The following is a 14,456-nucleotide window of genomic DNA, read 5'->3' as shown; positions in this document are numbered from 1 at the left end:
TGGGCGGGGGAGGCTGGCTGCGTGTCGAGCCGGGTTCCGCAGCAGGAACGCAGCCGTGCCACCCAGGCCCGGCTGCTGGAGGCGACTGTCGAGTGCCTGGTGGAGCACGGCTGGTCCGGCACCACGACGACGGTGGTGGCGGCCCACGCCGGTGTCTCCCGGGGCGCCCAGCTGCACCACTACCCCACCAGGACCGCGCTGGTGACCGCCGCCGTCACGCACCTGACCGAGCGCCGGGCGGCCGAGTTGCGCGCCGAGGCCGCGACCCTGCCCTCCGGCCCGCAGCGGCTCGACGGGGTGGTCGACCTGCTCGCCGCCTCCTTCACCGGCCCGCTGTTCGTGGCCGCGCTGGAGCTGTGGGTGGCCGCCCGCACCGACGCCGAACTGCGCGCCGCGCTGGTGCCGCTGGAGGCGCGGATCGGCCGTGAGATGCACCGGCTCACCGTCGAGCTGCTCGGCGTGGACGAACGCAGGCCGGGCGTACGCGAGTCGGTCCAGGCCACCCTCGACCTGCTGCGCGGCCTCGGCGTGGCCAATCTGCTCAGCGACGACTCGCCCCGCCGCGCCGCCCTGCTGCACACCTGGAAACGCCAGCTCGCCGCGCTGCTCACCCCCGAGAGCGAGCGGCGCTGATCCCCTGACGTCCACCCCCGCCCGGAGGCACAATGGTCGACCTGACAGCTCTGCTCGCGGACCTGGCCGCCGAGTCCGAACAGCTCGACGCGCTCGTCGCGGAACTGCCGCCGGAGGGATGGGAGCGGCCGACACCGGCCCCGGGCTGGACCGTCGCGCACCAGGTCGCGCACCTGGCCTGGACGGACCACGTCGCCTACCTGGCGGCCACCGACGAGGCGGCGTTCTTCGCCTCCGTCATGGCCGCGCCGGACCTGTCACGCCTGGTCGAGGACGGCGCCGAGTCCTTCCTCGCGCCACCGCCCGCGCTGCTGGCCCGCTGGCGTGCCGGCCGGTCGGCGCTCGCCGGGGCGCTCACCGCCGTCCCGGCCGGGCAGAAGATCCCCTGGTACGGCACCAGCATGTCGCCCACGTCGATGGTGACCGCACGGCTGATGGAGACGTGGGCGCACAGCGAGGACGTGGCCGACGCGCTCGGCGTCAGCCGTACCCCGACCGAGCGCCTGCGGCACATCGCGCACCTCGGCTTCCGTACCCTCGGGCACGGCTTCGCGGCCCACGGCCGTGAGGTGCCCACGGCGCCGGTGCGGGTCGAGCTGACCCCACCCGCGGGCGGCGACGTGTGGGAGTTCGGTCCGGCGGACGCGACCGACCGGGTGACCGGCCCGGCGCTCGACTTCTGCCTGCTCGTCACGCAGCGCCGGCACCGCGCGGACCTGGCCCTGGCCGCCACCGGACCGGTGGCCGACGAGTGGCTGGACGTGGCACAGGCGTTCGCGGGCCCGCCCGGCGGCAAGCGTGAGCCGGACGGAGCCTCCTCGTGAGCGTGCTGCGGATCGGGAACGCGTCGGGCTTCTACGGCGACCGCTTCACCGCCTGGCGGGAGATGCTCGACGGCGGCGAGCTGGACGTGCTGACCGGCGACTACCTGGCCGAGCTGACCATGCTCATCCTCGGCCGGGACCGGATGCGCGACCCGTCGCTCGGCTACGCGAAGACGTTCCTGCGCCAGGCGGAGGGCGTGCTCGGCACCGCGCTGGAGCGCGGCGTCACGCTGGTCACCAACGCGGGCGGCCTCAACCCGGCGGGGCTGGCCGACGCGATCCGGTCGCTCGGCGACCGGCTCGGCCTCCAGGTCCGGGTCGGGTACGTCGAGGGCGACGCGCTCCAGCGGCCGGACGCGCTGACGGCGAACGCGTACCTGGGCGCGTTCGGGATCGCGGCCTGCCTCGACGCGGGCGCGGACGTGGTGGTCACCGGGCGGGTCACCGACGCCTCCCTGGCGGTCGGCCCGGCCATCGCCCGCTTCGGGTGGACCCGCGACGACCTCGACGCGCTGGCCGGCGCCACGGTGGCCGGGCACCTGATCGAGTGCGGCGCGCAGGTCACCGGCGGCAACTTCAGCTTCTTCACCGAGCTGCCGGACGGCGGGCACCGCCCCGGCTTCCCGATCGCCGAGCTGCACCCGGACGGCTCGTCGGTGCTCACCAAACACCCCGGCACCGGCGGCGCGGTGACGGTCGAGACCGTCACCGCCCAGCTGCTGTACGAGGTGGGCGGGCCTGACTATCTCGGGCCGGACGTGGTGACCCGGCTGGACACCGTACGGCTGGAGCAGGAGGGCCCGGACCGGGTACGCGTGTCCGGGGTGCGCGGCACGCCACCGCCGGACACGCTCAAGGTGGGCGTCAACAACCTGGGCGGCTTCCGCAACTCGATGACGTTCGTGCTGTGCGGGCTGGACATCCCGGCCAAGGCGGCACTGGTCCGGGGCCAGATCGAGGAGTCGGTCGGCACGGAGGGGCTGGAGTTCACGCTGGCCCGTACCGACCACCCGGACACCGGCGACACCGAGGCGGCGAGCGCGCTGCTGCACGTACACCTGCGCGACGGCGACAAGTCGCGGGCCGGGCGGGCGTTCTCGGCGGCGGCGGTGGAGCTGGCGCTGGCCTCGTACCCGGGTTGCACGCTCACCACGCTGCCCGGTGACGCGACGCCGTACGGGGTGTTCACCGCCGACACGATCGCGCAGGACGAGGTCGAGCACGTCGCGGTGCTGCCCTCCGGCGAGCGGGTGCCGATCGCGCCGCCGACGGTGACGGGCGGTTTGCAGGGGGCCCCTGTACAACACGAGGCGTTAAGAGGGGGCCCTTCCTTGCAGGCCACCCGGCGCGGGCCGCTCGGTGAGCTGGCCGGCGCGCGGTCCGGCGACAAGGGCGGCGACGCCAACCTGGGCGTCTGGGCCCGCACCGACGCGACCTGGCCCTGGCTGCGCGACTGGCTGACGGTGGAGCGGCTGGCCGGGCTGCTGCCGGAGACGGCGGCGCTCACAGTCGAGCGGTACGAGCTGCCGAACCTGCGCGCGGTCAACTTCGTGATCCGAGGGCTGCTCGGGCAGGGCGTGGCCGCCTCCACCCGGTTCGACCCCCAGGCCAAGGCGCTCGGCGAGCTGCTGCGCTCGCGAGTGGTCGACCTACCGACGGAGGTTCCGGCATGACCATCGTGGACACGCCGGAACGCCGGCAACTGCGCGAGCTGACCCGCTCGTTCGTCACCCGGGAGGTGCTGCCGCACCTGTCCGACTGGGAGCGGGCGGGCGAGGTGCCCCGGTCGCTGCACGAGACCGCCGCGAAGATCGGCCTGCTCGGCATCGGCTTCCCGGAGTCGGCCGGCGGCAGCGGCGGCGACCTGCTCGACTCGATGGTGGTCACCGAGGAGATCATCCGGTCGGGCGGGTCGTCCGGGCTGGTCGCCGCGCTGTTCACGCACGGGATCGCGCTGCCGCACATCGTCGCGGCCCAGGACGAGGCACTCATCGAGAGGTACGTCCGGCCCGCGCTCGCCGGGACGACGATCGGCGCGCTGGCGATCACCGAGCCGGACGGCGGCTCCGACGTGGCGGGCATCCGCACCTGCGCGGTCCGCGACGGCGACCACTACGTCGTCAACGGCTCCAAGACGTACATCACCAGCGGGGTCCGCGCCGACTTCGTCACCACTGCGGTCTGCACCGGCTTCCCCGGCTCGGGCTCGGTCAGCCTGCTCGTGATCGACAAGGGCTCGCCCGGGTTCACCGTGGGGCGGCGGCTGGAGAAGCTGGGCTGGCACTGCTCGGACACCGCCGAGCTGTCCTTCGTCGACGTCCGGGTGCCGGTTACGAACCGGGTCGGCCCGGAGGACACCGGATTCCTCGCCATCATGCAGCAGTTCGCCAACGAGCGGCTCTCGCTCGCCACCCAGGCCTACGCCACCGCGCAGCGCTGCGTGGACCTGGCCGTGCGGTGGTGCCGGGACCGGCAGACGTTCGGCCGCCCGCTCGTCGGGCGCCAGGTCGTCCGGCACAAGCTGGCCGAGATGCACAGCCGCACCGACGCGGCGCGGGCGTACGTGCACGACGTCGCCGAGCGGGTCGCCGCGGGGCAGCCGGTGGTGACCGAGGTGGCGATCGCGAAGAACGTGGCGGTGTCCGCGTGCGACTTCGTCGTCGACGCCGCGCTGCAACTGCACGGCGGCTTCGGCTACATGCGCGACGCCGAGGTGGAGCGGCACTACCGCGACGCCCGTCTGCTCGGCATCGGCGGTGGCACCACCGAGATCATGAACGAGATCATCGCGAAGGGCATGGGCCTGTGAGCACGACAGTCCTGCAGAGCACGATCGACCCGTCCGCGCCCGCCTTCACCGCCAACCGGGAGGCGCTGCTGGAGCGCCTCGCCGAGCTGGAGGAGGCGCTCGATCAGGCCCGGGGTGGTGGCGGCGAGAAGTACGTGACCCGCCACCACGGTCGCGGCAAGCTGCTCCCCCGGGAGCGCATCGAGCTGCTCCTCGACCCGGACAGCCCGTTCCTGGAGCTGTCGTCGGTGGCCGCGTACGGCACGGACTTCCCGGTCGGCGCCAGCACCGTGACCGGCATCGGCGTGGTCGAGGGCGTCGAGTGCCTGATCGTGGCGAACGACCCGACCGTACGCGGCGGCGCGATCAACCCGTGGTCGCTGGCGAAGACCCGGCGGGCGGGTGAGATCGCGGCGGCCAACCGGCTGCCGATGGTGAACCTGGTCGAGTCGGCCGGCGCGGACCTGCCCACCCAGGCGGAGATCTTCATTCCCGGCGGCCGGGTGTTCCGTGACCTGACCCGGCTCTCCGCGCAGGGGATCCCGACCGTGAGCGTGGTCTTCGGCAACGCCACAGCCGGTGGGGCGTACGTGCCCGGCATGTCGGACTTCACCATCATGATCCGCGACCGGTCGCAGGTCTACCTGGCCGGGCCGCCGCTGGTGAAGATGGCCACCGGCGAGGTCACCGACGACGAGTCACTGGGCGGCGCGTCGATGCACGCCACCACGTCCGGCCTGGCCGACTTCCTCGCCTCCGACGAGCGCGACGGGATCCGGCTGGCCCGGCAGTGCGTCCGCCGGCTCAACTGGCGCAAGCACGGTCCCCCGCCACGCAACCCGTCCCCGCTGCCACCCCGGTACGACCCGGAGGAGTTGCTCGGCATCGCCAGCGCCGACCTGAAGGTGCCGTTCGACCCGCGCGAGGTGCTGGCCCGGGTGCTCGACGACAGCGCGTTCGACGAGTTCAAGCCCGGCTACGGCACCGCGCTGGTCACCGGCTGGGGTGAGCTGCACGGCTACCCGGTCGGCGTGCTGGCGAACGCCCGGGGCGTGCTGTTCAGCGAGGAGGCGCAGAAGGCGGCGCAGTTCATCCAGCTCGCCAACGCGGCGGACACGCCGCTGGTCTTCCTCCAGAACACCACCGGCTACATGGTCGGCACCGAGTACGAGCAGCGCGGCATCATCAAGCACGGCGCCATGATGATCAACGCGGTGTCGAACTCGAAGGTGCCGCACCTGACCGTCAACCTGGGCGCCTCCTACGGCGCCGGCAACTACGGCATGTGCGGCCGGGCGTACGAGCCGCGGTTCCTGTTCACCTGGCCGAACGCGAAGTCGGCGGTGATGGGCCCGGCACAGCTCGCCGGTGTGCTGTCCATCGTGGCCCGGCAGGCCGCCGCCGCGCGGGGACGCGAGTACGACGAGGACACCGACGCCGCCATGCGGATGATGGTCGAGCAGCAGATCGAGTCGCAGTCCGGCGCGCTGTTCCTGTCCGGGCGGCTCTACGACGACGGGGTGATCGACCCCCGGGACACCCGTACCGTCCTCGGGCTGTGCCTGTCGGCGATCCACAACGGACCGGTGAAGGGCGCCGACGGTTTCGGCGTCTTCCGGATGTAGGGGGTTGGCCAATGATTAGAACGCTTCTGGTTGCGAACCGGGGGGAGATCGCCCGCCGGGTCTTCGCCACCTGCCGCGCCCTCGGCGTGGCCACCGTCGCCGTGCACTCCGACGCGGACGCCGACGCGCCCTTCGTCACCGACGCCGACCAGGCCGTACGGCTGCCAGGGAACACGCCGGCCGAGACGTACCTGCGCATCGACGCCATCCTGGACGCGGCCCGGCGTTCCGGCGCGGACGCGGTCCACCCCGGCTACGGGTTCCTGGCCGAGAACGCCGAGTTCGCCGCGGCGGTGACCGACGCGGGCCTGACCTGGGTCGGGCCGTCGGCCAAGGCGATCGCCGCGATGGGCGACAAGATGGCCGCCAAGGCGCTGCTCGCCGACGCGGGCGTGCCGATGCTGCCCACCTGGACCGACCCGGCCGAGGTCACCGCCTTCCCGGTGCTGGTCAAGGCAGCGGCGGGCGGCGGCGGGCGGGGCATGCGGATCGTCCGCGACGCCGCCGGGCTGGCCGAGGCCGTCGCGGGCGCGCGCCGCGAGGCGGCGGCGGCGTTCGGCGACGGCACTGTCTTCATCGAGCGGTACGTGGAACGCGGCCGCCACGTCGAGGTACAGATCTTCGGCGACACCCACGGCAGCGTCGTGGCCCTCGGGGTACGCGACTGCTCGATCCAGCGCCGCCACCAGAAGATCGTCGAGGAGGCGCCGGGTGTGCTGCCCGACGACGTGCGCGCCGCGCTGCACGAGGCGGCGGTGGCGGCCGGGCGCGCCGTCGACTACGTCGGCGCGGGAACCGTGGAGTTCCTGCTCGCGCCGGACGGGCAGGTGCACTTCCTGGAGATGAACACCCGCCTCCAGGTGGAACACCCGGTCACCGAGCTGACCACCGGGCTGGACCTGGTCCGGCTGCAACTGCTCGTCGCCGAGGGCGAGCCGCTGCCGGTCACCACCACGCCACCGGCGGACGGCCACGCCATCGAGGTACGGCTGTGCGCCGAGGATCCGGCCCAGGGCTTCCGCCCGGCCACCGGCACGCTGCGCCGGTTCAGGATTCCCGGGGTGGCCGCCGAGTTCGGTCCGGCCCGCGGCCTGCGCCTGGACTCCGGTGTGGTAAACGGCTCGGCGGTGAGCGTGCACTACGACTCGATGCTGGCGAAGTTGGTGGCCTGGGGGCCCACCCGCACCGAGGCGGCCCGCGCCCTGGCCGGCGCGCTCGCCCGCGCCGAGCTGCACGGCGTGGCCACCAACCGGGATCTGCTGGTCCGCGTGCTGCGCAGCCCGGAGTTCGCATCCGTGGACGTGGACACCGGCTTCCTGGACCGGCACCCGGGGGTGTTCGAGCCGCTGCTGCCGGCCGATCAGCTTCCGGTGGCGGCGCTGGCCGCCGCGCTGGCCGGTGCCGCCGCGCGCCGGGCCGCCGCGCCGGTGCTCGCCGGGCTGCCGTCGGGCTGGCGCAACGTGCCTGCTTTCCCGCAGGTCACCCGGTTCACCGGCCCAGGCGACGAGGAGATCGAGGTGCACTACCGCCTCGACCGCACCGGCGGGCTCGCCGAGTGGGGAAGGAAGGGCCCCCTCTTAACGGATCCGGTAGAGGAAGGGGCCCCTGTTAACACCGAGCTGCCGGTGGTCGAGCTGGTGACGGCCACCCCGGACCGGGTGGTGCTCGACGTCGACGGGGTGCGGCGGGCCTTCCGCGTACACCGGGTGGGGTCGTCGGTCTTCGTGGACGGCCCGGACGGGGCGGCGAGCCTCACCGAGCTGCCCCGCCTGCCCCTGCCCACCGCGGAGCTGGCGGCCGGGTCGCTGCTCGCGCCGCTACCCGGCGCGGTGACCCGGGTGCACGTGGAGGTCGGTCAGCGGGTCGCCGCCGGTGACCTGCTGCTGACGCTCGAAGCGATGAAGCTCGAACATCCCGTGCTCGCCCCCGCCGACGGCGTGGTGACGGAACTGCCGGTGCCGGCCGGCGGCCAGGTCGAGACGGGTGCCGTACTTGCCGTGGTGGACCCCGAGGAGGACTCGCAGTGAACTTCGACCTGACCCCCGAGCAGGACCAGCTCCGCGACGCCGTACGGGCGCTCGGCCGCCGATACGGCCATTCCTACTTCGTGTCCAAGGCGAAATCGGGGCAACACACCACCGAGCTGTGGCACGAGGCCGGCCGGCTGGGCTACCTGGGCGTGAACATCCCCACGGAGTACGGCGGCGGGGGCGGCGGCATCACCGAACTGGCGCTGGTGTGCGAGGAGCTGGCCGCGGCGGGCTGCCCGCTGCTGCTGCTCGTGGTCTCCCCCGCCATCGCCGCCACCGTGATCAACAAGCACGGCACCGAGGAGCAGCGCAAGAGGCACCTCCCGGGCCTCGCCGACGGCTCCCAGAAGATCGTCTTCGCGATCACCGAACCGGACGCCGGCTCGAACTTCCACCGCCTCGCCACTGTGGCCCGCCGCGACGGCGACGACTGGCTGCTCAGCGGCCGGAAGATCTACATCTCCGGTGTCGACGAGGCCGGGCACGTGCTGGTGGTGGCCCGTACCGAAGATTCCTCCACCGGCAAACTGAAGCCGGCGCTGTTCATCGTGCCGACCGACGCGCCCGGCCTGGAGAAGTCCAAGCTGGACATGGAGATCCTCTCGCCGGAGAACCAGTTCCTGCTCTTCCTCGACGACGTCCGGCTCCCCGCCGACGCGCTCGTCGGAGAGTCGCTCGACGCCGGGCTGCCGGCGCTGTTCGCCGGGCTCAACCCGGAACGCATCACCGTGGCCGCGATGGGTGCCGGCACTGGCCGGTACGCGATCGAGAAGGCGTCCGACTACACCGCCACCCGCAAGGTGTGGGGCGGGCGCTCGATCGGCTCGCACCAGGGGGTGGCGCACCCGCTGGCGCACGCGGCGGTGCAGGTCGAGCTGGCCCGGCTGATGATCCACAAGGCGGCGACGCTCTACGACGCGGGCCGCGACCTGGAAGCCGGCATCTCCGGCAACATGGCCAAGTACGCGGCCGGTGAGGCCGCCGCGCTCGCCGTCGACACCGCCGTCCAGGCGCTCGGCGGGGCCGGCATGACCACCGAGTACGGCGTGGCGACGCTGCTCGGCGCGGTACGCGCCGGACGGATCGCCCCGGTCAGCCGGGAGATGATCCTCAACTTCGTCGCCCAGCACGTCCTCGGCCAGGACAAGTCCTACTAGATCGCGCCGCTTACCCAGCCGCTCGGCTCGCGCCGGCCGGCAAACCCGGTCGACGTGCGGCGGGAGGGTGGGAAGAATGACGGGGTGGCGGTGCGTGAGCGGGAACGGGCGGGCGAGCGGCTGTACGCGGTGTTCGCCCACCACCCGATGCCGGCGGACATGGCGGCCTGCGACCACTGCGTGGACCCGGCGGAGGTGGACCGGTTCCGGCGCACGCCACTGCGGGCGCTGACCGCGGACCAGCTCGGCGCCTACCTGTCCCATCCCGGCACCTGGGGGGACGGAAGCGAGCTGCCGCACCTGGTCCCCCGGCTGCTGACCGCGTACGCCGACGGCGAGATGGCCGATCGGTGGTGGCCGGACACGCTCACGCGACGAGTCGGCGGGCACTGGGCGGGCTGGACACCCGCCGAGCGGGCTGCGGTGGAGGACTTCCTCCGGGCGTGGTGGCGCCGGACGCTGACGTCATGGCCGTCCACCACAGCGGCGGCAGACCTGCTGAGGGCCGTCGCCGAGCTGGGGCTGGACCTGACGCCGTACCTGGCGGCATTCGCAGAGCTGCCGGGCGAGGCGGTCCTCCGGCACCTCGCGCTGGTCATGAACGAGGGCCACGCCGGGCTCCCCGAGAAGCCGAGACGCCAGATGTGGCAGTGGCTCGCCTCCGGGGCTCCGGCGGAGTTGCTGTGGCCGGCGGCAGTGGAGCACGCGGGAACGCCGGTCGGCGACGAACTGCTCGACGCGGCGGAGCTGGCCGACCTCAGCCGCAATGCCCGGTCCAGCCCACACGACTGATGCTTCCCAGTGAGGCCCGGGGTACGGCGGGTGCCCGATCACCCGCCGCACCCCGGGGGTCCGTCAGCGGACGGTCAGCGTGCCGACCGCCGGTCGCGGCGTCGCCACCGGCGGCAGCCGCTTCGGCTCGCCCCGGCTCGGCTCGCCCGCCCGGGCCAGCGCGCTCTTCGACGCGTCCGCCCGGCTTGCCGCCGCGTCCTCCTGGAACGGCTGCGCGTCACCGACGCAGAGCGTGCCCTTGGCCGGCAGCTTGCCGGTCAGCAGGTACGCGTCGATCCGGCCGGTCGCGCACGCCGAGGTGCCGTACGCGGTGTGGCCCCAGCTGTCGCTGCTCAGCAGGCGGCTGTTCGGCAGCAGCCTGGCCGAGCTGACCGCGCCCTGGTAGTTGGTAGCCGGATCCCAGTAGTTGCCGACCACCAGCACCGGGGCGGCGGTGACCCGGTTGAACGGCCCGGTCCAGGCGTCCTCGTCCCGCACCGTCCAGGTGTTGCGGGCGCAGGGCGAGGTGGCCCAGGCCCACGCCCGCCCGAAGTACGGCGCGCGCTTGTCCTCCTTCGCCGACAGCGCCGGCCAGGCGTCGGCGCTCTTCGGGTGGTACGCGTCGGTGCAGTCGACGGTCAGGAACGTCTCCAGCCCGTTCTCGTACGGGAAGTCGTACCCACGCTGTTGCCGGGCCTGCGCGGCGCGGGCGGCGAGCGCCTTGCGGGCCGACGCGGTGGCGGCCTTGCCGGCGGCCGGGTCGGTCAGGGCCAGGAGCTGGACGGTCAGGTCCACCACGGACTGCCAGCCGTACGGGTCGTAGAGCGCGCCGAGCGTGGCGCCGACGAAGTCGGCGTAGCTGACGGTGAAGGAGCCGAAGTCCGGGTCCTCGATCACCACCGGCTTCTTGCGCAGCCGCTTCGCGACCGTGTCGTACGCGGCCAGCGGATCGCCGCCGGCGGCCAGCGCGCACTGCTCGGCGCCGGCCTTACCGCACCGGGCCAGGATCTCCCGCAGCGCCCGGTACGCCCCGTCGGCGCTGCGCAGTCGCGTCTCCTGGAGCTGGTTGCGGGCACTGCCCTGGCCGACCCAGGCGTTCGGGTCGAGCACGCCGTCGACGACGAGCGCGCGGAAGCGGTCCGGGAACATGTTGGCGTAGTACTGGCCCAGCGCGGTGCCGTAGCTGAACCCGAGGTAGGTGAGCAACTTGTCGCCGACGGCCCGGCGCAGCACGTCCATGTCGCGGGCCACCTCGGCGGTGGACGCCGCGCCGGTCAGCGGCTTGCCGGTGGTGGAGCACGCCTTGCCGACCGCCTTGGACGCGGCGACGTACGCCTTCTCCTCCGCCTTGGTCCACGGGAACGCGACGTTCAGCCCGGCGTACGCCCGGGTCTGGTCCTTCACCGAGCGGAAGCACTTGATGTTCTCGCTGGCCTCGACCCCGCGCGGGTCGACGCCGACGATGTCGAAGCGGTCGAGCAGGTCGTCGCCGAGGAAGTAGGGCGCGGCGAGCGCGATGCTCGTGCCGGAGCCACCCGGGCCACCCGGGTTGAGGAACAGGCTGCCGACCTTGCGCTGCTGGTCGCGGGCCTTGACCCGGAGCAACGCGACCTCGGTGGTGGCACCCTTCGGGTTGTCGTAGTCCAGCGGCAGCCGGACCGTGGCGCACTCGGCGTAGTCGTAGCAGGCGTACCAGTCGAGTTTCGGCGTCGGCACGCGGTCCACCCGGCGCGCCTCGGCGGCGCTGGTGCGGTCGTGCGCGGGTGGTTGCGGAGTCGCCGCCGCGGCGGGCGCGACGGCGGGTCCGGCGAGGAGGACGCCGACGATCCCGGTTGCGGCCAGGGATCGGATTGCACGGGGCATGAGGCTGCCTTCCGTCGGGGAACAGTTCCGTCGAGGAGACCTCGACCCCCGTCACTTTAGGGATCGACGCCCACGTTAGCGGCCCCCAAACGTGGATCGATGCGGCAAACAACCAGATGATGTAACGATTTTTTCTCGATCGTCGCTACCCGCGTCTCCGAAGTGGAGCGTCCGTGACGGGAAGCCGTCTCATCCCGCCGGTTGACAGGTGGACGCGCTGGGCCATGCTTGTCGGGTGAGATCGTTCCCGAAGCCCGATGCGCGGGCGAAGGCCGTCGTCGCGTCCATGGCGACGGTGGCGGCGGTGGTGACCCTCGCCGTGTGGCGTCCGCCCGGCATCCTGTCGGTCGTGCTGGCCCTGGTCTGCGTCCTGCTCGCCATGATCACGGGAGTGACGGTCACCGCCGCGCGCCAGCCCGGCGGCACCGGCCGGCCCGCCCCGCAGGCCGAGAGCTGGCCGGTCCCCCACCAGGGGTACGGAGTGGACGCCGACACGCTGGAGGCCATCGACCCGCGCGCGGTGCGGAACCTGCGCACCCCGGCGGGCCAGCCGATCGACGCGGACACGCTGGAGACGCTGGACCCGCGGGTGGTTCGCGGCATGCGGGCGACGACAGCGGTGGACGCCGACACGCTGGAGACGCTCGACCCGCGGTCGGTGCGGCAGGGCCGGACCGTGAACGGGCTCAGCGACCGGTGAGCGTGGGGCCGGCGAGCGCGTTGACGCCCCGCCCGGCCAGGCAGCGGTAGGTGGGGTCCGCCTCGGCCTCCGGCGGCAGCACCTCCAGGTTCCATCCGCTCGCCGACCTGCCACCGCTGACCAGCCGGAACGTGTCGGCGTTGCACACCCGCCCGACGGCCGGGTCGGCCGCCACCGTCTCGTGCCGGGCCCCGGCGAGAGCGGCCGGCAGGTCACCGGCGGCGTAGGTCTCCCAGGTGTGCTGGCCGTCGCACGGCACCCGGCTCGCCTCGGCCCGGTCGCGGCGCAGCCGTACCGGACCGAAGCACTCCAGCTCCGTCGCGCAGCGCGCCCCGGCGGGCAACCGCACGCCGGCGGACGCGCAGCCGGGCACCGGCGCCGCCCCGGCCACGCCGCTGGGCGCCGGTGTGGGCGCGACGGACGGCGCGTGCCCGGCGGCCACCCAGCCACCCCCGGCCGAGGCGGCGAGCGCCAGCACCCCGGCGCCGCCGAGGAACCAGCGCTTGGGCCAGCGCCGGGCACGGGAGGCCACCGTCGGGTGGTCGTCGTCGGCCGGCGGTCGCGGATTCGGCCCGCCGGTGCGGTGGAAGCGGTCGCCGGCGGCACCGTCGTACCGGCCGCCGGTCGCCGGGGCGCCGTCCAGCGGCAGCGAGGCGAGCAGGCCACGCAGCTCGACCGCGGAGGGCCGCGCACCCGGGTCGTTCGACATGCCCAACCGGAGTACGTCGATCAGCTCACCGGGCACGCCCGGCAGGCCCGGGATCGGCTGCTGGAACATCTCCAGCACGGTGACCAGGCTCGGGTTGCGTTCCGAGTGCCAGCGCGGCGGACGGCCGTACATCACCGCGTAGAGCGTGGCGCACAGCGAGTAGACGTCGACGGCGGGCGTGGGCGGGCTGTGGTTGAACGTCTCCGGTGGCGCGTACGCCGGGGTGAGCGCCTCCAGCATGACCGAGGAGTCACGGAACTCGGCGAGCACCGCCAGGCCGAAGTCGGCCAGGACGGCCGAGTTGAACTCGGAGTGCAGGATGTTCGCCGGCTTGACGTCGCGGTGCAGGACGCCCGCCGCGTGCGAGTGGGCCAGCGCGTCGGCGATCTTCACGCCGAGGTCGCGCGTCTCCGCCGGGCCCAGCGGCGAGGTGCGCATCCGCTCGGCGTACGAGCCGTCGCACAGTTCCATGATGAGGTAGGGGTGCTGGTCGACGGTGACCCCGACGTCGAACAGATCCACCACGTGCGGGTGCGACGACATCCGCCCGGCGGCACGGGCCTCGCGCAGGAAGCGGGCCTGGTCGCGCTCGCTGTCCAGCGTGCGGTTCTCGATCTTGACCGCGACCTCGCGTCCCACCGAGATCTGGGTGGCCCGGTAGATGGTGGCGTAGCCGCCCCGGGCGAACACCTGCAGATCGGTCAGACCGGGCACGATGGGCAGCCGCAGGGCGCCGGGCGGGGTCTCGGTCACGGCTCGAAAATACCCAACGATCCGGACCCGTCAGCGCGCCGCGTCGGTGGCCGGCACCGGACCCGGGACGGAGTCGTCAGTGGCGGCACCCGCCCGGCGGGCGTCCCACCACAGGCCGGCCGCTGTCGCGACAGCGCCCAGCCCCTCCCACGCGGCGACCGCGAGGAAGCGGTCCGGCGCGACGTCGGAGAGCACCGCGATGGTGAACACGGTGAAGGTGACCAGGCGGAACCACACGGTGAACCGGTAGAACGGCCGCCATTCGGTGGCGACGGCGAGCAGGTAGTAGACCCCCATGTTGAACGAGGCCATCGAGGACGCGGTGAGGAACGTGCCGGTGTAGTCGCCCGGAGCGCGCTCGGCCGGCACCTCGAAGCCGAGCAGGCGCAGCTGCGTCTCCGGCCAGATCAGACCGAGCGCGCCGAGCAGCAGCGCGAGGAGCCCGAATACCGCGATCGTCCAGCCGGCGACCGAGCGCGGCAGCCTCATCGTTCCTCCCCAGCGTGGTCTGCCGGTGACGCAGGCGCGCACCGGGAGGCGACAGCCGATCCACCACTGTCGCCGCCCCACGCTAACCGGCCCCACCGACGAACACATCCCCGG

General features: G+C 73.4%; 12 protein-coding genes. 9 read left to right on the top strand and 3 right to left on the bottom strand.

From position 1 onward, the window contains the following. Nucleotides 1-21: 21 nt before the first annotated feature. The 8 genes from ABIH81_RS09735 to ABIH81_RS09700 all read left to right on the top strand — a co-directional run bounded on the left by ABIH81_RS09735 (nucleotide 22) and on the right by ABIH81_RS09700 (nucleotide 9,849). Nucleotides 22-633: a TetR/AcrR family transcriptional regulator gene (locus tag ABIH81_RS09735; protein WP_349879978.1), complete on the top strand. Its 612-nt coding sequence runs from the start codon at nucleotides 22-24 to the stop codon at nucleotides 631-633. Nucleotides 634-665: 32 nt separating this feature from the next. Beyond that, complete coding sequence (locus ABIH81_RS09730) at nucleotides 666-1,457, top strand: TIGR03084 family metal-binding protein (protein ID WP_349879977.1); 792 nt, start codon at nucleotides 666-668, stop codon at nucleotides 1,455-1,457. Then, on the top strand, nucleotides 1,454-3,130 hold the full coding sequence (locus ABIH81_RS09725; protein ID WP_349879976.1) for an acyclic terpene utilization AtuA family protein: 1,677 nt from the start codon (nucleotides 1,454-1,456) through the stop codon (nucleotides 3,128-3,130). Before ABIH81_RS09730 ends, ABIH81_RS09725 begins: the two co-directional genes overlap by 4 nt. Next, on the top strand, nucleotides 3,127-4,266 hold the full coding sequence (locus ABIH81_RS09720; protein ID WP_349879974.1) for an acyl-CoA dehydrogenase family protein: 1,140 nt from the start codon (nucleotides 3,127-3,129) through the stop codon (nucleotides 4,264-4,266). Before ABIH81_RS09725 ends, ABIH81_RS09720 begins: the two co-directional genes overlap by 4 nt. Continuing rightward, a complete protein-coding gene (locus ABIH81_RS09715; protein ID WP_349879972.1) occupies nucleotides 4,263-5,870 on the top strand; it encodes a carboxyl transferase domain-containing protein in 1,608 nt (535 codons plus the stop codon). The genes ABIH81_RS09720 and ABIH81_RS09715 overlap by 4 nt, the downstream gene beginning before the upstream one ends. Before the next feature lie 11 nt (nucleotides 5,871-5,881). Beyond that, on the top strand, nucleotides 5,882-7,897 hold the full coding sequence (locus ABIH81_RS09710; protein ID WP_349879971.1) for a biotin carboxylase N-terminal domain-containing protein: 2,016 nt from the start codon (nucleotides 5,882-5,884) through the stop codon (nucleotides 7,895-7,897). Next, a complete protein-coding gene (locus ABIH81_RS09705; protein ID WP_349879970.1) occupies nucleotides 7,894-9,057 on the top strand; it encodes an acyl-CoA dehydrogenase in 1,164 nt (387 codons plus the stop codon). The genes ABIH81_RS09710 and ABIH81_RS09705 overlap by 4 nt, the downstream gene beginning before the upstream one ends. Before the next feature lie 84 nt (nucleotides 9,058-9,141). After that, nucleotides 9,142-9,849 carry a hypothetical protein gene (locus ABIH81_RS09700; protein ID WP_349879969.1) on the top strand — a complete coding sequence of 236 codons (708 nt, stop codon included), beginning with the start codon at nucleotides 9,142-9,144 and terminating at the stop codon, nucleotides 9,847-9,849. Nucleotides 9,850-9,912: 63 nt separating this feature from the next. On the opposite strand, the gene ABIH81_RS09695 is transcribed toward ABIH81_RS09700, so the two are convergent. Continuing rightward, a complete protein-coding gene (locus ABIH81_RS09695) occupies nucleotides 9,913-11,691 on the bottom strand; it encodes an alpha/beta fold hydrolase (RefSeq protein ID WP_349879968.1) in 1,779 nt (592 codons plus the stop codon). A 235-nt stretch (nucleotides 11,692-11,926) separates the two neighbouring features. Here ABIH81_RS09695 and ABIH81_RS09690 point away from each other — a divergent pair, with 235 nt between their 5' ends. Next, on the top strand, nucleotides 11,927-12,391 hold the full coding sequence (locus tag ABIH81_RS09690; RefSeq protein WP_349879967.1) for a hypothetical protein: 465 nt from the start codon (nucleotides 11,927-11,929) through the stop codon (nucleotides 12,389-12,391). On the opposite strand, the gene ABIH81_RS09685 is transcribed toward ABIH81_RS09690, so the two are convergent. Together ABIH81_RS09685 and ABIH81_RS09680 are read right to left on the bottom strand one after the other, a co-directional pair. Beyond that, nucleotides 12,378-13,853, bottom strand: coding sequence for a protein kinase (locus ABIH81_RS09685; protein ID WP_349879966.1), 1,476 nt, complete (start codon nucleotides 13,851-13,853; stop codon nucleotides 12,378-12,380). The genes ABIH81_RS09690 and ABIH81_RS09685 overlap by 14 nt on opposite strands. 30 nt (nucleotides 13,854-13,883) lie before the next feature. Next, nucleotides 13,884-14,342 carry a hypothetical protein gene (locus ABIH81_RS09680; protein WP_349879965.1) on the bottom strand — a complete coding sequence of 153 codons (459 nt, stop codon included), beginning with the start codon at nucleotides 14,340-14,342 and terminating at the stop codon, nucleotides 13,884-13,886. Between the last annotated feature and the right edge of the window lie 114 nt (nucleotides 14,343-14,456).

The organism is Micromonospora sp. HUAS YX12 (genome assembly GCF_040215685.1).
GTDB classification, from domain to species: domain Bacteria; phylum Actinomycetota; class Actinomycetes; order Mycobacteriales; family Micromonosporaceae; genus Micromonospora; species Micromonospora tulbaghiae.
The sequence above is the reverse complement of the archived record's forward strand: the minus strand, read 5'-3'. Positions and strand labels throughout refer to the sequence as shown.